Raw genomic sequence first — 16,482 nt, forward strand, 5'->3', positions numbered from 1 at the left:
GCCGCGCAGCCCATCTTAATGGAAACGTGCCTGTTTTGCTGCGCTGCGTGCAGACATTTGCATGTCCACAAACCAGGCCGGCAAAGAGTTTCCGGGCAGCAAGCGAAATCGCGGGCGACTCGCGGGCGATATCTGGAACGCCCTTTCGCAGCCACCCGCAACACAGGAAATTTGCCGGACAAATCCGCACTATCGATACCGTTTATACCTGCCGGGTATGCACCTCCTCATAAACGGTATTGGACTGCGGCAGGCCGGCAAACCTAACATCCTGCCAAACAAAAAGGACGGCCCGCCCCCGCCACCCCACATCAAGACCGACACAGGAGAAGACATGACGCAATCCCTTTCCATCCCGGAACTCATCGACAAGTCCCGGCTCACGCCGCTGCAATGGCGCATTTTCTCGCTGTGCTTCCTGGTCGCCATCTTCGACGGCTTCGACACGCAGGCGATCGCCTTCACCGGGCCATCCATCATCCAGGCGTTCTCGCTGGGCGCAGGCGCGCTGGCGCCGATCCTGACGGCCGGCATCGTCGGCATGGTGCTGGGCGCGATGTCGCTCGGCCTCCTGGGCGACAAACTGGGGCGCCGGCCGGCCATCCTCGGCGCGGTAGTCTTGTTCGGCGCCGCCTCGCTGGCCACGGCGTTTGCCACCAGTACCGAGCAGATCCTGGCGCTGCGCTTCATCGCCGGCCTGGGCATGGGCGGCGCCACCCCGGTGGTGCTGTCGCTGGCGGCCGAATACGGCCCGGCACGCCATCGCGGCACCATCATGACCACCGTGCTGCTGGGGCTGCCGGCCGGCGCCATCCTGGGCGGCCTGCTGGCGGCGCGCATGTTGCCCGTCATCGGCTGGCAAGGCATCTTCGCCGTGGGCGGTGCGGTGCCGCTGGCCCTGCTGGTCGTGCTGTACTTCGCGCTGCCGGAGTCGCTGCAATTCATGGCGCGCCGCCGCGCCGCCGGCGACGGCCAGAAAATCGCCGTCCTGCTGGGCCGCATCAGCGCCACGACCATCGCCGCCGACGCCCGCTATGCCTTGCCCGAGCAGAACGTGAAGACCGGCGTGGCCTCCCTCTTCGCCAAGGGATTGGCGCGCAACACCATCGCCATCTGGACCATCTACCTGTTCAACTGGGTGGCGTGGTTCATGTTCCTGTCCTGGCTGCCGACGGTATTGAAAGCTTCCGGCCTGCCGGTGCAGCAAGCGCCGATGGGCACGGTGGTGGTCAATGCCGTGTTCGTGGTGTGCGCCATCCCGCTGGCGGCGCTGCTGCCCAAGGTCAATACCCGCATGCTGCTGCTGGCCCTGTTCGCCTTCGGCATCGCCCTGGCCGCGGGACTGGCCAACAGCGGCAACAACTGGACGCTGGTGTTCGTGCTGGCCGGCGCCGCCGGACTGGGCATCGGCGGCCAGCAGATCGTGCTGAACTACATGGTGGCCGAAGCCTACCCCACCACCCTGCGCGCCACGGCCACCGGCTGGGCGATCGCCGCCGGTCGCGGCGGCGCCATCATCGGCTCGGCCTGCGGCGGCTGGTTCCTGGAACACGGCGGCCCGTCCGGCTACTACACGGCGCTGATCGGCCCGCTGGCGGTCGCCGCCGCCGGCCTGTTCATCATCCGCACCCGCCACCCGCTGGCCAAGGGTGAACTGGCCGCCTCGCACTGAATATCGGGATACCGCAACATCGCAATATTGGAGCAAGCATGAGCAACCGCAGATTCGAAGGACAAACCGCCATCGTCACCGGCGCCGCCCAGGGCGTCGGCCGCGCCACCGCCTTGCGCCTGGCGCGCGAAGGCGCCAGCGTGGTGCTGGTGGACCGCGCGCTGGAACAATGCCGCAAGGTGCAGGACGAAGTGCAAAGCGCCGGCGGCGCCGCCCTGGCGCTGGGACTGGACATGGAACATCACGACGGCGCCAGGCAGATGGTGGAGCGCACGCTGGAACGCTTCGGCCGTATCGACGTATCGGTGCACAACGTCGGCGGCACCATCTGGGCCAAGCCTTTCTGGGAATACGACGCGCAAGAAATGGCCAGCGAAATCAACCGCTCGCTGTGGCCCACGCTCTGGTGCTGCCGCGAAGTGATCCCGGTCATGCGCAGCCAGCAAGGCGGCGCCATCGTCAATGTCGGCTCGGTGGCCACCCGCGGGATCCATCGCGTGCCCTACTCGGCCGCCAAGGGCGGCGTACATGCGGCCACCGTCTGCATGGCCATGGAACTGGGCGGCAGCGGCGTACGCGTGAACTGCGTTTCGCCCGGCGCGCTGGACAACGGGGTGCGCGCCACACCGCGCAATCCGGATGCCCTGTCGGCACAGGAAAAGCAATGGATGGACGGCGTCTACACCCAAAGCCTGCGCGACACGCCGATGGAGCGCCTGGGCACCGCCGACGAAATCGCCGCCGCGATCTGCTTCTACGCCGCGCCTGAGGCGTCTTACATCACGGGACAGATCATGTACGTCGCAGGCGGCGGGATCGGCTGAAGACATAGCGCATGCCGCAAGCGTCCAAAAATATTTTCAGATTTCCTTTAAAAGGCTTGCGCAGTGCTGAAAGCCCACCTATAATGCGTCCTTTCTTGCAGCACAGAGCAACAACGTGCAGCGCGGGGCGTTAGCTCAGTTGGTAGAGCAGCGGACTCTTAAGAGCATCTTCCAAAAAGACAAAAAATCTTCAGCATTTTGTCTTCCAGTTCCCAGTAAAAAAACACATCGACACTGCAAAATACTGAGGCATTAGTACTGCCCGTATTTAAAATCGAAATCATGACAAGCTAAAAAAACCCGCAATAGCTGGCTTTTTTGTCTGTATGAATTCCAAATCAAGGGGTACGAAGAACAAGAAATTGGACTAGTTTTATCAGTAAGTAACATGTGGCCCCTATTCCAACAAATACTAGAGCTCCAGCAGCTTTCTGGACCCAACCAGGAAATACTCGCTGAGGACGGACCTCAACTTGTCTTCCAACACCCTCTTTGCATCTCAGATATACAACGACGGGCAGATTCTGCCCCACAGCTAGCATTATTTTCTTGAGCCACGAACTTTTGGTGATTTAAGGCCCTTTCTTGATTTAGGCTTTGATGGCTCAGATGGTGTAGCAACTTCTTCATCATACTTCCTTGCATACAGGCGTTTTCCCTTCATTGCCTTCTTTGCACGATGCTCGACATCAGAGTCTAAATCTGAAGCATCAATTTCCGAAGCATATTCCAGCGCTTGCTGCTCATCACTAAATAGCCTACTGAAATCCCCATCTTCTATAGCATCCTGCATACGACCAATTTGCTGTCGCCCTGCGTCAGCACTTGATACAAAAGCAAAGCTCGTAAGCATCTTTGCGAACGTCGTTTTCCCCTCTGCAATAGCATGGAGATGTGCCCTAAAACTCCAGGTTGCACCATGTTTCCGCCACTCTTCAGCAACACCAACTATTGCCTCCAATATTGCGGCACTCTCCTTTTGTTTGTCGGATTTTATAGCTTTATTTGTGCCGTCCAAAAGATCGATTGCAATGGCCCTCTCGTCGGCACCACGAGGAAGAAGTCCCTGCAAAATGGCTGTATAACTAGTACCTGCGCCAGATTTAGTTATATAAGGGGCTCCTCTATTATGACGAGCGTTAACCTTAATGCCATCTCGGCTATTAATTGCAACATTGGCCGTCTTGGTTACATCCCAGTTTTCATATACTTCGCTAACATTATCACCGAAGCGATAACGATGATTAGCACCAAGCATACCTCCCGCTACCCCCCCGATCATTGTGCCGACAGCGGCGGCAAGCGCCCACCAAGGCGTACCTGCTGCTAGTGCGGCCAGAGCACTTCCCCCTAGCCCAGCACCAGCTAAAGTACTCAGAGCTATGTGTTTCCAATTACCTTGAACTATTGCCTTTGCTTGAATTGTTGTTCTTGGCTGTGGGCACTTATTGGACATCTCATGATAGGTTTTTAACTGCAAGGCTTGAGTGCTACCACTTGCCAACTCTTGCAGTTTTCTTTGAGCAATGGCCTCAGATCGATTGTCAACAAATTGAAAAACCGGCTCTCTTTGCTTTCGGACAAGGCCACTAACCGATTGCCTACCCTCTTCCGTTTTATCCATATAAAGCGACATTTCCCCTCCTTTATTGGAGTCACCCTAAGGACTAAATTATTACTGGTACTGCCAAAACATAAAATTCAGACATCCTTCTATTGCCCTTCAAACTCTGCTAATTAGGCAACATTAAATTGTCGAGCCGGTTGGCATAGACTGCGAGATGACCAGCAGAAAAATGCGCATATCTACGAACCATCTCGTAGCTTTCCCATCCGCCCAACTCTTGCACAACATACAGCGGCGTACCACTCTGCACATGCCAACTTGCCCAAGTATGCCGCAGATCGTGCCATCTAAAGTCGTGAATACTGGCTCGCTTCAATGCTTTATACCACGCCGCTGTACTTACTTTTGCAATTGAGTTTCCCTTATAGCTAAACACAAACTGCTGATGCCGCCCTATACGCTTGGTGAGTATGCGCATAGCATCGCCATTTAATGGGACGGCAATCGCCCTCTTGGCTTTTGCCTGATCTGGATGAATCCATGCGAGTGATCGCTTCATGTCGACCTGTGACCACTCCATGCCCGTAACGTTAGATTTTCTGAGGCCGGTCGAGAGAGAGAAAGCCGCCATATCCGATAAATGCTCAGGCAATTCATGTAGTAAACGAATAGCCTGGGCATGCGTGAGATAACGGATCCGCCGCACCGGCTCCTGAAGCAATCTAACTTTCGGTGTGGAGTCAAGCCATTCCCAATCATGAGCCGCCCGGAGAAGAATTGCTCGGAGCAAAGCTAGTGTCCGATTGACAGTGCCGTTCGCAACACCAGTAGCCAACTTTTTGTGATGTATTGCGGAAACGACCGCCCTATCTATATCAACCAAAGGTATCCCCGCCAGATGCTTATCGAGCCAGCGAATAATCGACCTGTCCGAATGTATAGACGCTTTATGTGACTGCTCATGCAGCCATCGTTCTACTGCATCATCCCAAGTTTTCCCCCGCACCATTTTTGGATATCTCCGAACCTAGAAGATAAGATGTTAGCCGCCAAGAATAAAAATAGCCGCACTGCAATACTCAATTTTTCTCAACAGCGAAACTAAGCCAACTTCATCGCGCTAAACCAATAGAAGCCGTTTAATCGATCATGGAATTGCTTCAAATCGTCAAAGCCCTTTATCACAAATTCTTGTGCCACCAGTACGATGATGTCTCGGATCGGCGTATCGATCGGAAACCACAGCTTGGTTTTCTTAGGTTTCGGAATGCCGCGTGACGACCAATAACTTTTCTTGTTGAAGCGTGACTCCTCGATATTCTTGGAGACGTATTTGCTGATATAGCTAGCGATGCGATGCGCCCAGTTCCTACCCTTCGGCTTGGTCAGATCGACGTTGCCATTGTCCCGACCCACTACACGCCGCCACATCGCGCGAATCAGGTTATAACTACGCACCCGAACGCCATGTTCGTTATTGAGCCATGCCGGAAAATGCTGGCAGGCGATATGAACGTGGATAGCGCCTCTTTGCTGCCTTTCTAACGTGGCGACATAGTGGAACTCACCCAAGGAGCGCAAACGCGCTCTGAACGCTTTAAAGTCAGCTTCTACGCGGCCGTAATCCATCATGTTCTCTCGATAGGTCAGTGTCAGCATGCAATCGGCTTGCAGCATCTTGACCAGCCGCCGTACATTGGTCTTGGCGCGTCTAGCCGCAACAGTCCGTGCCTTTTCATGATCGCCTTCACCGCGCACGGTCGACACTTCCTGTTCCGTGGCGTAATCGAAGAACGCGCCGTCGCTATACGCCTCTCTGCCTTCATCTACGTACACCTCAAGCCCTTTTGGAAATTCGGTTAGCGTGATCGTCTTAAACCGATGTGCATCCGTACCACAGAAATACTGACCCAGATTGGTCTTAAAGTTCGCATTTGCCGCTACTTTGTCTATACTCGCGTTAAGCACATTTCCCCCTATTGACCGATGTGTGAACCCGGCATGCGCTGCGAACGCTAATCCGGGTATTTTTACGTCCTGCTAAAACCGCTTCTTCACTCCTTTATTGAGCGATCGCCATCTTGTTTTCCTTAAGTGTTCTAGGTACAAGTCTAGGCGCTCGCTCCGCTCGCGCCGCCGTCGCCTACGGCTGACGACAGCGCGACCGCATCGTGCGCCGACCGCACCGAACACGCCGCTACAGGCTTGGATTCCGGTCGGCGGAATCCATCCGGCGATGCCGGAACGCTCCCTGCAGCGGAACACGGCCACCGCATCGCAAGCGCACAGGGTTCGGCAATGAGGGGGAGTCACTTTGCTACCTGCGCGGATAGAACAAGCACCAGCTCTGTATTGGAGCGCTGTTCATTCGTCACGTCGAAGAAGCTAGGCAGGAAGGCGACACCGGAGCGGTTCGTGGTGGCCTTGCTATCGTTAAGCCCACCTATCACCATGACCTCGCCGCTTTCAAGCGTAAGGATTGTTTTGACCTGGCGCTTTACCAAGGTGGGCGAATTGCTCACCCCCGTTGTCGTGGACTGGAAGGCCGACACCTGCCCGTCAATGGCCATCTGAATCCGGCCATCGCCCAGCACCTTGGGCAGCACATCCAGAATCACCCCGGAAGGCCTGTAGACGACTTGCTGTATCGCCCGGCCGTTGTTGTCCAAGGTGGTTCCGGCCACAGTCGGTGTCTCATCGCCTACGGTGATCGTCGTCTTTTCGTACTCATCGACAATCACCCGAGGATTGGACACCTGCCGAAACCGCCCATCCGAGTCCAACGCGTTTAAGACGGCCTCAAACGTGGTCGCCTTGATGGAGAAGGTATTGGGGCTGTCCGTGGTACCTATGCTGCCTCCAAGACGCGCCCCCAGCACATTGGCAATGAGCGAGAATCCCCGACTCTTTCCATCCGTACTGGAGACTTCCACGAAGGTGGCCGAGACAGTCACTTGGGCTGGCGCCACATCGATATCCGCAGCCAATGTCAGCGCCTTATCAATGACGCCCTTGTTTGCCGCCACAACCAGTTGCGCACCCGCTCGGCTAGCTGTGCCTGCCCCGAATGCAGCATTCAAGATCGTCGCCACAAAGTCAGCATCCCGATGCGTTGGCCGGAAAGTACGGAATTCCTTTTCTGAGGCTGGCGGCGCTGGCGGTGTGGACGCTGCCCCAACAGGTGGAAGGCCCAACGGCATCGATCCTGCGGCAGCATTGGCCGGAGCCGCAGCTTCCAATGGCGTCGAGTTAGCCGCGGCTGTCGAGAGGTACACGACGCCATCCTTTTCCGGCGCTGCGATGCCAAGACGCTGCAAGTACTCATCCAAGAATTGCGGCAGCTTGGCTTTGTCGATATCGACATGCAGCGATACCTTTTTGGACTCATTGAGTAATTGCGGCGAAACGACAAAATTCTTCTTCAACGCATCGCCATAAGTGGCCGCTAGAAATTGCGTGAGTTCGACCTTATCGAAATTCAATTGCACCGGGCCAGCGAAGGCCAGTTGCGACACCAGCCATAGCAGGACAGCAGCTATTGTTTTCATTTTTAACCCCTCTTGGAAAACCACTTGTCACCGACCTTCAAACGAACGCCGGTTGCATCGATGTTGTATTCCGTTGTCTTGACCTTGCGCCCGTCCGACAACACCGCCACGGCCACGCCGTCCACGAACATCAGACCATCCACAAAGACAGACTCTGATATGTCCTTGGGAGAAAACGCTTTAGCCGAGGCAAGGCCATTTGTCAGCAATGAGTTATGCGAGGCCTTGTAATGCCACCATGCAGCGCCGTAGGCGATCAATGCGCCGAGAATGAATGCGCCCATTACGTACCCAGCAGCGAGCGATTTAGCAATCTGGAATTTGGTCATGTGACGGCCCTTCACGGTGTACGGCGCTAGATAGCAGGCATTGCCGTGCATGTTGTCTTTGACGAAGCGCTGTTCGGTGTCATAGGCCTGATAGAGCTTGGTCGCGCGATACAGATACCAGCGGTCGGCAATCGGATCATTCGGGCCGAGGCCATAGCGCACGACACCCACATGGAGTTTCGGCGGCGTCACTTTGATGCCCAGGAGGCCAAACAACGGGCTGATAATCGGAAAGCGCAAGCGGTCAACACGGCGGCATGTCACCAGATGTTCCCCAAAGGCCTCGCGGATCTGCTTATCCAGCATGTTGGCCGACTGCACGAGGATGTATACGTCCCAGCGCAATTTGCGCGAATGCTTGAGCCAATCGATCATGTGCTGGCGACTCTTATCAGCCCATTCGCGGGCATTGAAGTTACCGGAGGCCTCATCCAGCACGATGGCTCCAAAACGACTCTCATCGGCCTTGCCAGTTGATCCTTGACCCAAGGATTCAAAGTCTTCCACGCTGGGCAGATCAGGCAAGCGGGTGCAATCGACCTTGCGGGCATCCACGGGCAGCAAATGCTCCACGTTCAAATCGAAGTTTGTGGCGACCCGCCGACCGTCCATCAGATACTCCCGAATCTTGGCAGTACACATCAGGCTTTTTCCCGACCCGAGTTTCCCGGTAACGAGGTAGAAAGCCATAATCAGGTGATGTACAGATAGACCTTGGCGCGTTCGATAGTCTCCACGTACACCCACTTGGCGATGGTGGCGGCGAAGGAGACACCAATGCACACACTCAGATGCGCAGGCCACAACATTGCCAGCGCCGTCGCCAGCCATGAATCCGAGATCGAATACTGGATGGTGGCAACCATGCCCTCAATCACGGCAAAGAAGGCCACGAAGAGGCCAGCGAAGAACGCCACAGCAGCAGTTCCCATTGCCAGCTTCTTCCCGACATAAGTCGTAAAAAAGGTGATAAGGGCCGTGAAGGCGTTCAGCAGAAATGCGGCGAGAAATGGCATTTACTTGGCCTCTCTTTTGGATGTGCCAAACAGCAAGCCGAACAAATAAAGTGCGGTCAGGCAGTAGGCAAGGAAGGAAATGGCGTCATGAATCAGATGGATGTACTTGCACCAATTGAGCGTGAAATTCATGCCCTTGAAGAAGCCGAATTCCAGCGGCTGGCAGGCCATGTTCTGCACAGGTGGACGCCATGAGAACTCAGGCGCGATGACGCCATTTTTGATGGTGTCGAGCATATTGGTGCGATCCGCATTGATGCCATCAAGGGCCGACTCCGCAGCGGCTGTAGACACGTTCTTACCTGAGAAGCCAGAATCGTCAATCGTGCAAGCAGGCTGGCCGGGGCCGCCGCATGAGCCGCCGCCATTGCCATTACTATTGCCGGAGCACGATGGCTGGCCCACACCACCGCACACAGGAGACGTTCCCGTTGTCCCGCCACCGGACGAACCACCGCCAGAGGAGCCGCCGCCCGTCGACGGAGTAGTCGTGTCGTAATTGTTGGGATTCCCCGATCGGGAAATGCCGGTGATGTTGGCCGACCCATCCGCGTTATAGCCGCTAATCTGGAATGTGGTCTGCCCGGTCGGATTTGCAACAGAGACGGAGCCGTCTCCATTGAACGAAATGCTTTGCGAATCGACCTGTATCGAATTGCCGGATACCTGCACTTCCGGTAGTTTGCAATTCGGATTGCGCGAGTCAGTTTCCAGTCCGCCAGTGGCACCGCGTAATAGCTCGCAGGGCTGAGAGTCAGGCTTCATGACCTTGTTGCCATCGGTGAGATTGCAGCCGGAGCCGTCAGGCGAGGTGGAATAACCCTCCGGGCATGTAACCGGCCCAGTCTCAGGAAAATTGGAGGCAGGACATTTTCCGTCGCTGGCCGTCAAGTTAATTCCAGGGCACCTAGTCGTGTTGTTTCCAAATTGCTCGGCATATCCCCAATAGCCCGGAGTAGATTCGCCATTGCTCCAGTTCTTCACGTAATAGCATTTGCCATCCGTAAATTCAAAATGCGATGTCCATGTGTAATTCCCCTGAGTCCCGCTACTCGGATTCACTGATTGCGCTAAACAAGCGGCACTTTCCGAACCGGCACAAGCCCCGTTTTGGCACCAAATCACAGGCGGCGGAGCTGCACCTGCAGGGACGTTTGTGCTTGTTCTAGAGCCGCTAGTAGTAGCCTTTGGCGACACATCCCGAGCCCCGGCGGCAGGATCATCGAACTTTGCGGGATCGGGGTTTTCGCGTGCCTTACTTGGATTCAGATACACGGTAACGGTCGGCGCGCTACCAGTTGGCTTATTGTTTTCGTCTTTCTTCCAGAAGGACAATGCAAACGCCGTAATGATGCCGGTATTGACCGCGATGGATGCCGCAATTCCCGCCGTACTTTCCGCCGCTGTACCCACTGATAGCCATGCGATAAGACCCGCAACAGGAAGAAATGCATGCGCCGCAGTGGTAACGCACAGCATCAATACAATCCCCATCAACCAACGTTTTACCCTCATGGCTTCCTCTTTAGACGTAAAAAAAGGTATCCCCCGGGAGATACCTTTTTCAGTGAACGGTCAAATTAGACCGCCCGGGTGAAGCGCTTGAACAGCTTGATCAGGACGCTCAGACCAACGAACACGCCCACCACCGGAAACACCAGATCGAAAACCGACTGGCCGTCAGTCTGAATTCCGGTAACAGTGGTAGTCACCGATGCGGGCAACTCAGCATGAGCGGCACCGACGAAACCCACCAGCATGGACACACCCAAGGCAACGGCAGTGCCGACGCGCTTGGCTTTTTCAGCGACGTAGGACGCCGCACGATTCAACAGCTTCATGGTTCACTCCTGTAGTTAAACCTGCTCAGTGAAGCGCTTGAAGACCACCACGATGTAGCCGCAGGCGAATCCAAGCGCATAGAGGCCGAGCAGTAGGCCCGCTATTTCGATGTGGTCGGCGGGCGTCATTTGGTGAGCAGCCCGCTGATGTAGCCAAGGAACAGGGAAAAGACGCAGGCCACTACAAACACAATGTCGGCCACGCTGGCATCAACTGGAAGAATGACGTTCATCGCTACCCTCCCCTAGCAAGTGAAGACGCGGACGATCAGAATGAAATCGAGAACCCACAAGCCTGCGACTCCAGCAGCTAAGACAGTGGTAAGCGAATCACGCATGATTAAGCGCTTGCCTTGACCGCTTCAGAAGGCTTGGCAGTCGGCTTACCAGAGTTATAGGGATTAAGCGCCGTAATGACAGGCACAACATCGGTCTCGTAATCGACATCCAATTGGAAGGACGCCAGATATTCGCCTGGCTTGGTATCGTTCAATGCTTTCGGAAGCAGCATCTTGCCGATCTTGAGTTCGCCGTCCAGAGCAACCAGTACGCATTGCGCAAAATTCATCGTCCACGGCAGACCGGTTTTCTTGCTGATGCCCGAGCGGGAAATGACATTGATAATGTTGATCCAGTTTGTATTTGCTGTAGACATGGCAAATCCTTTTAATTGAGAGATTTAGAAACGTAGGTGTAGAAATGGGCGAGTCGCCCTTGCTGATAGATGCGCTTTTTTGCGCGTGCTACGGCCACCTTGGAACTAGTGGCAGATTCTGTAAATTTGGTGAGTAGCCACCCGTTTGGACGGAAGACATGAATCACAAAAATTTGGGAAGAAGCTCGAGACATATCTGACCTCGTTTAACAGTTAAACTTTACGAAGTTTTTTGACGATAAAAGAAACAAGCGTAACAACTGCATATGCAAGCAAAGAGCCACTACACGAGGTCAAAACAAGAATCGCAGTAATTTTTTCAGGGAGCAGCATGTGAGTACCCAGAATTCAGCAGCGTTTACGAAAACAGTTAAACCGACCATTGAGCACATGGTTGACGGTGTGATGCGCGACGCACTGATGATCTTCGCAATCTGCATCGCGATCATCGTCATAGCAAAATGGATAGGCAGAAAATAGAACCCGATACGAGGTCACATTCCGCCTATCGCACGGATCAACGACATATACGTTGAGCAATTGGCGGCACGTTCCGGTTCTGAGTAGGGAACGATGCTATGAATGAGGAGGTGGATTCTTTGAGACACGGAGACCTGAGCATCTACAAGCGCAGCGACCGTTGTTAGCTGATCGTAAATGAGCAAATCTATCGGCATCGCTTACCCCCTATTTATTTTGTGCGCGCCCTGAAAATAGAGGGCGCATTAGGCATTCCTAATATGTGCTATGGTTAACTCAGATTTAGCAAAATCGTAGTCAAGTACGAAACTTTAGTTAAGCATATACATTACTTCAGTTAAGCACAAGGGGTTGCCATGTTGAAAGCCATTGATTTTTATAATGCTGCACGCGGAGACAATAGCCATTACCGTATGGCTCAGCTTCTTGGTGTAAGTGAGGCGGCTATCAGCAAATGGCGTAAGGGCGGGGCCATCAAGCCGTATTACGTGATCAAATGCGCCGTGATGGCGGGTCTGGATGTCAAAGAAGCAGCCTTAACTGCGACCTATGAACTAGAAAGTGATGAAGAAAAGAAAAAAGAACTTGCGGAACTGATAAACCCTACCTATAATGCGACCTCTCTTGCAGTACAGAAGCACGTACAGCACGGGGCGTTAGCTCAGTTGGTAGAGCAGCGGACTCTTAATCCGTAGGTCCACAGTTCGAATCTGTGACGCCCCACCAGAATTCAGCAGTAAGAAAACCAAGCACTTGCGAGCAATCGCGGTGCTTTTTTTTCGTCTGGCGGTCTCGCCGCCAGATACAAAAACTGGCCTTTGCCGGAATTCTGCCGGAACCGAAAAATCCAGGCCAAGCGTTTGATCAACGTACCTGGGATCCGGAAATGACATACATACAGCAGCGCAGGGGGTTCTGGCGCGTCGAAATTCGGTGACGCCAACACCAGCCCGTCTATCACACCTTTGACACCCTTTTTGGGGCAGAAGGATGCAAAAGGTTGCAAGTTGCCATACAATCAAACCTCGTTATAAAGGAGGTTTTATGGCAACCGCACTGAAACTATCGGATGAACTGGTGAATATGGCAAAGCCCCGCGCCATCGCTGAACATCGCTCCGTTCCGAAGCAGATCGAATATTGGGCGCGTCTTGGCAAGGCTGTTGAGGACAATCCCGACCTGCCAGTTCAGTTTATCAAGAACACTTTAGTGGCTATTGCGGAGGCAGATGCCGGGCAACTCTCTGAATATCGCGTTGGCGCGTGATGGCGTTGATCGTTCTTAGTACGCCATCGTTTGATCGTGTTGTGAAAAAAATGCACGCACGCGATAAAAAATTGGTTGACCAGGCCGTATTGGATATTGTGGCGGATCCTTCCATCGGCGAAGAGAAGAAGGGCGACTTGGCAGAGGTGTTCGTCTACAAATTCAAAGTCAACAAACAGGAAACATTGTTGGCGTATCGATTGCAGCCGAACAAGAAGAGGCCACAAGAACTCGTCTTGCTCAACATTGGCTCGCATGAAAACTTCTATGCCGCAATGAAGCGCTAAACATCGAGGCTTTTGCGCCACCGCACTCCGATTTCAGGAAGCGACTTGGTAGCCACGATTCCCTGGCGACATTTACCCGACATTCGACATATCTGCGACGTGAGCGTAGAAGGCAACCCGTACGCTGCTGATTTCTCGCAGAATTGATATTCCACTTCCCTCCACTTTCCCTTTCGCGCTCCGACCATGAACCTCAGTGCCGACGATTTTGCCCTGGTGATCCAATCCACCCCGCTGGTATCGATCGACTTGCTGGTTCGCAATGAGCGCAACGAGATCCTGCTGGGCTACCGGCGCAACCGCCCCGCCAGCGATTGCTGGTTCGTTCCCGACGCCCAGCATGCCGAACTGCGCTGGTGGCCGCTGGATGAATTGATGCAAAGCCCGCTGGTGCATGTCAACACCAAGCGCTACTTCGAAGACGCGCCGGCCAACAAACTGTAAGCCGCCTTGGCACGCCCTACCCTCCTTAACAACCAGGAAAATCCGTAATGGCCAGCGCCGCCTTCAGCGCCAGCATCACATCCCCCCATTGCCCGGCCTGCTGCTGCCGGAACAGCTTTGCGCTTGGATACCACGGCGAATCGTGGCGGTTCAGGAACCAGCGCCAGTCGGGCGCGAACGGCAGCGCGATCCAGACCGGCAGGCCCAGTGCGCCGGCCAGGTGGGCGGCGGCGGTGTCTACCGTGATCAGCAGATCCATGCAGGACAATACGGCGGCGGTTTCGTTGAAATTGCCTATCCCCTGCCCCAGCCAGTGCCAGCCCGCTTGCGTGCGCAGCCAGGCGGCGTCGGCTTCGCGCAAGTCGGGCTGGACCGCGAAGAAATCGATCTCCTTGCGCGCCTGCGCCAGCGGCGCGAATTGCTGCAGCGGGATGGAGCGGCGATAGTCGTTGGTATTGCCCGGGTTGCCCGAACAGACGATGCCCACGCGCAGACGTCCCGGCGTGCGCGGCGCCAGCGCATCGATGCGCGCCATCCATGCCTGCTTGCGCGCGTCGTCGGCATGCAGGTAGGGAATGGCGGCGGGGATATCACCGTATTGCGTATTGCACACCAGCGGCAGGCTCATCATCGGCAATTGATAATCCACCGCCGGCACAGGTTCACCGATGGCGATCATTTCCAATGGCGAGGAAGACGGCAGGCTCGCCAGCAGCGGCAACTGGTTGGCCGGCACTTCGAGCACGACTTGCGCGCCGGCCTCGGCGATCTGCCGCGCATAGCGGATGAATTGGATGATGTCGCCGTAGCCCTGTTCCGCCCATAGCAGGATGCGTTTGCCGCGCAGCGGCGTGGCGCCGTTCCAGGCGGGAATCGCTGCGTGGCGGTAGGGGTCCGCGCTGCGCCCTTCCCAGCGCCATTCGTAGAGCGGCAAGGCTTCCTGGAAACGGCCCAGCACCAACAGCGAAAGCGCCAGGTTGAGCTTGGCCTCGGGATCGTCCGGTTTCAGCTTGAGCGCGCGCTGGTAACTGTCGATGGCGTCGTCGTATTGCCGCAGGCGCGCCAGGCTGGTGCCGCGGCTGACGTGGGCATCGACGTAATCGGGATCGAGGATGAGCGCCTGGTCGTAGAACTTGAGGGCTGTTTCGAAGTCGCCCAGCGCATGCTCGGCCGCGCCGGCATCGTGCCAATAGACGGCGCGCCGGTCGTCCAGCCGCAGCGCCTGCTGCACGCTGGCGCGCGCGGCTTGCCAGTCCTTGAGCCGCTCGTGCAGCATGGCCTTGCGGTGCCAGGTATCGGGCACATCGGCTTGCAGTTGCAAGGCCTCATCCAACAAGGCAATGGCTTGCGTATCGTTGTTGCCCGAGGGCGACATCGCTTGCAACGCGGCCGATGCGGCGACAAAGAGTTCGGGCATCCGGTGGCCCGCTTCTATCAGCGCGCGATACAACAGGAAGGCATCTTCAACCCGGCCCAGTTCGTAGAAGGCGCGGCCCAGCTTGTAGCGGATGGGCAATGCCTCCCGGGCGTTTTCCGGCAGCAGGCGCAATGCGCGTTGCAACACGATGGCCGCCTCCTCGAAGTGCGCTTGCGCCGCCGCTGCGCTGCCCAGCAAATGCAGCGCCGGCACATGCTCCGGCTCGCTCTCCAGCAGATCAAACAGCATCTGCTCGGCGGCGGCGTAATGTTCTTGTTCGAAGAGCTGGAAGGCTTGTCTCAGTGTTTCGGTCGGGTTCATGACGGGGCGGGCTGTGCGGACCGCCGTATTGTCTCATCCTTCCCCGCGGACATGGACGGCGTCAGCGTTTCAGCACCAGGACCGGATCGGCCCGGTAGATGGCCGGATACATCTTCTGCAGGTTGGCGATCTTGGGCAGGTCGTTATAGGCGATATAGGGCTGGTTGGGATGCAAGGTGGCGTAGTCCTGGTGGTAATCCTCGGCCGGGTAGAAACCCTGCAGCGCCGTCACCTGCGTCACGATAGGCGAGGAAAACACCCTGGCGGCGTTGATCTGGGCGATATAGGCCTCGGCTGCCTGCTGCTGTTGCTGGCCGGCGGTGAAAATGGCCGAACGGTACTGCGTGCCATGGTCAGGCCCCTGGCGGTTCAGCTGGGTCGGGTCGTGCGCCACCGAGAAATAGATCTGCAGGATCTGGCCGAAGGAGATCTTGCGCGGGTCATAGGTCACCTGCACCGCTTCGGCATGGCCGGTGCCGCCGCTGCTGACCATCTCGTAGGTCGCCGCCTCGCGCTTGCCGCCGGCATAGCCGGACAGCGCGCGCAGTACGCCCTGGGTGTGCTGGAACACACCCTGCACGCCCCAGAAGCAGCCGCCGGCCAGCACGATGGTTTCGCTTTGCGCGGTCGAGGAGAGCTGCGCCTTGCCGGCCGCGGCGGGCACGGCAACCGCGGGTTCGGCGGCATTGACGCGCGCCATGGATGCCAGCGCCAGGCACAGCACGGCGGCCACCGATACGATGGCGACGGGTTTCAGGATGGACATGGTTTTCTCCGCAACGGAAGTGAGGTCGACTTCAAATCAAAACAAAACA

General features: G+C 56.2%; 17 protein-coding genes and 1 tRNA gene. 7 read left to right on the forward strand and 11 right to left on the reverse strand.

Annotated features, from left to right (window positions below; all coding sequences use genetic code 11):
* Window positions 1–334: 334 nt before the first annotated feature.
* Together AC07N6_RS18530 and AC07N6_RS18535 are read left to right on the forward strand one after the other, a co-directional pair.
* Complete coding sequence (locus AC07N6_RS18530; RefSeq protein ID WP_494782969.1) at window positions 335–1,672, forward strand: MFS transporter; 1,338 nt, start codon at window positions 335–337, stop codon at window positions 1,670–1,672.
* A gap of 38 nt (window positions 1,673–1,710) precedes the next feature.
* Window positions 1,711–2,496 (forward strand): 1,6-dihydroxycyclohexa-2,4-diene-1-carboxylate dehydrogenase, encoded by a 786-nt coding sequence (locus AC07N6_RS18535; protein ID WP_494782970.1) that lies wholly within the window; start codon window positions 1,711–1,713, stop codon window positions 2,494–2,496.
* A 541-nt stretch (window positions 2,497–3,037) separates the two neighbouring features.
* Here the strand turns inward: AC07N6_RS18535 and AC07N6_RS18540 are convergent.
* The 9 genes from AC07N6_RS18540 to AC07N6_RS18580 all read right to left on the reverse strand — a co-directional run bounded on the left by AC07N6_RS18540 (window position 3,038) and on the right by AC07N6_RS18580 (window position 11,452).
* Window positions 3,038–4,132, reverse strand: a complete 1,095-nt coding sequence (locus AC07N6_RS18540) for a hypothetical protein (RefSeq protein WP_494782971.1) — start codon at window positions 4,130–4,132, stop codon at window positions 3,038–3,040.
* Between the two features lie 97 nt (window positions 4,133–4,229).
* The gene (locus AC07N6_RS18545) at window positions 4,230–5,072 is read right to left on the reverse strand and encodes a site-specific integrase (RefSeq protein ID WP_494782972.1); all 843 of its coding nucleotides are present in this window, start codon (window positions 5,070–5,072) and stop codon (window positions 4,230–4,232) included.
* Between the two features lie 92 nt (window positions 5,073–5,164).
* On the reverse strand, window positions 5,165–6,031 hold the full coding sequence (locus AC07N6_RS18550; RefSeq protein ID WP_494782973.1) for a rolling circle replication-associated protein: 867 nt from the start codon (window positions 6,029–6,031) through the stop codon (window positions 5,165–5,167).
* A gap of 341 nt (window positions 6,032–6,372) precedes the next feature.
* A complete protein-coding gene (locus AC07N6_RS18555) occupies window positions 6,373–7,611 on the reverse strand; it encodes a type II secretion system protein GspD (RefSeq protein ID WP_494782974.1) in 1,239 nt (412 codons plus the stop codon).
* A gap of 2 nt (window positions 7,612–7,613) precedes the next feature.
* Window positions 7,614–8,630, reverse strand: a complete 1,017-nt coding sequence (locus AC07N6_RS18560; protein ID WP_494782975.1) for a zonular occludens toxin domain-containing protein — start codon at window positions 8,628–8,630, stop codon at window positions 7,614–7,616.
* A 2-nt stretch (window positions 8,631–8,632) separates the two neighbouring features.
* A complete protein-coding gene (locus tag AC07N6_RS18565) occupies window positions 8,633–8,956 on the reverse strand; it encodes a DUF5455 family protein (RefSeq protein WP_494782976.1) in 324 nt (107 codons plus the stop codon).
* The gene (locus AC07N6_RS18570; protein ID WP_494782977.1) at window positions 8,957–10,471 is read right to left on the reverse strand and encodes a hypothetical protein; all 1,515 of its coding nucleotides are present in this window, start codon (window positions 10,469–10,471) and stop codon (window positions 8,957–8,959) included.
* Window positions 10,472–10,536: 65 nt separating this feature from the next.
* Window positions 10,537–10,797, reverse strand: coding sequence for a major coat protein (locus AC07N6_RS18575; RefSeq protein ID WP_494782978.1), 261 nt, complete (start codon window positions 10,795–10,797; stop codon window positions 10,537–10,539).
* A gap of 340 nt (window positions 10,798–11,137) precedes the next feature.
* Complete coding sequence (locus AC07N6_RS18580) at window positions 11,138–11,452, reverse strand: hypothetical protein (RefSeq protein WP_494782979.1); 315 nt, start codon at window positions 11,450–11,452, stop codon at window positions 11,138–11,140.
* Window positions 11,453–11,785: 333 nt separating this feature from the next.
* Here AC07N6_RS18580 and AC07N6_RS18585 point away from each other — a divergent pair, with 333 nt between their 5' ends.
* From AC07N6_RS18585 to AC07N6_RS18605, 5 genes are all read left to right on the forward strand, one after another.
* On the forward strand, window positions 11,786–11,932 hold the full coding sequence (locus tag AC07N6_RS18585) for a hypothetical protein (RefSeq protein WP_494786267.1): 147 nt from the start codon (window positions 11,786–11,788) through the stop codon (window positions 11,930–11,932).
* A 650-nt stretch (window positions 11,933–12,582) separates the two neighbouring features.
* Window positions 12,583–12,658, forward strand: a tRNA-Lys gene (locus AC07N6_RS18590).
* 318 nt (window positions 12,659–12,976) lie between these two features.
* Window positions 12,977–13,198 (forward strand): TA system antitoxin ParD family protein, encoded by a 222-nt coding sequence (locus AC07N6_RS18595; RefSeq protein ID WP_494782980.1) that lies wholly within the window; start codon window positions 12,977–12,979, stop codon window positions 13,196–13,198.
* Window positions 13,198–13,485, forward strand: coding sequence for a type II toxin-antitoxin system RelE/ParE family toxin (locus AC07N6_RS18600; RefSeq protein ID WP_494782981.1), 288 nt, complete (start codon window positions 13,198–13,200; stop codon window positions 13,483–13,485). The genes AC07N6_RS18595 and AC07N6_RS18600 overlap by 1 nt, the downstream gene beginning before the upstream one ends.
* A 186-nt stretch (window positions 13,486–13,671) precedes the next feature.
* Window positions 13,672–13,929: an NUDIX hydrolase gene (locus tag AC07N6_RS18605; RefSeq protein WP_494782982.1), complete on the forward strand. Its 258-nt coding sequence runs from the start codon at window positions 13,672–13,674 to the stop codon at window positions 13,927–13,929.
* 25 nt (window positions 13,930–13,954) lie between these two features.
* Here the strand turns inward: AC07N6_RS18605 and AC07N6_RS18610 are convergent, their stop codons facing one another.
* Together AC07N6_RS18610 and msrA are read right to left on the reverse strand one after the other, a co-directional pair.
* Window positions 13,955–15,667 carry a tetratricopeptide repeat protein gene (locus AC07N6_RS18610; protein WP_494782983.1) on the reverse strand — a complete coding sequence of 571 codons (1,713 nt, stop codon included), beginning with the start codon at window positions 15,665–15,667 and terminating at the stop codon, window positions 13,955–13,957.
* A gap of 61 nt (window positions 15,668–15,728) precedes the next feature.
* Complete coding sequence (gene msrA / locus AC07N6_RS18615) at window positions 15,729–16,433, reverse strand: peptide-methionine (S)-S-oxide reductase MsrA (protein WP_494782984.1); 705 nt, start codon at window positions 16,431–16,433, stop codon at window positions 15,729–15,731.
* Window positions 16,434–16,482 lie beyond the last annotated feature (49 nt).

The sequence above is a fragment of the Herbaspirillum sp. GW821-FHT09A12 genome, assembly GCF_059418325.1.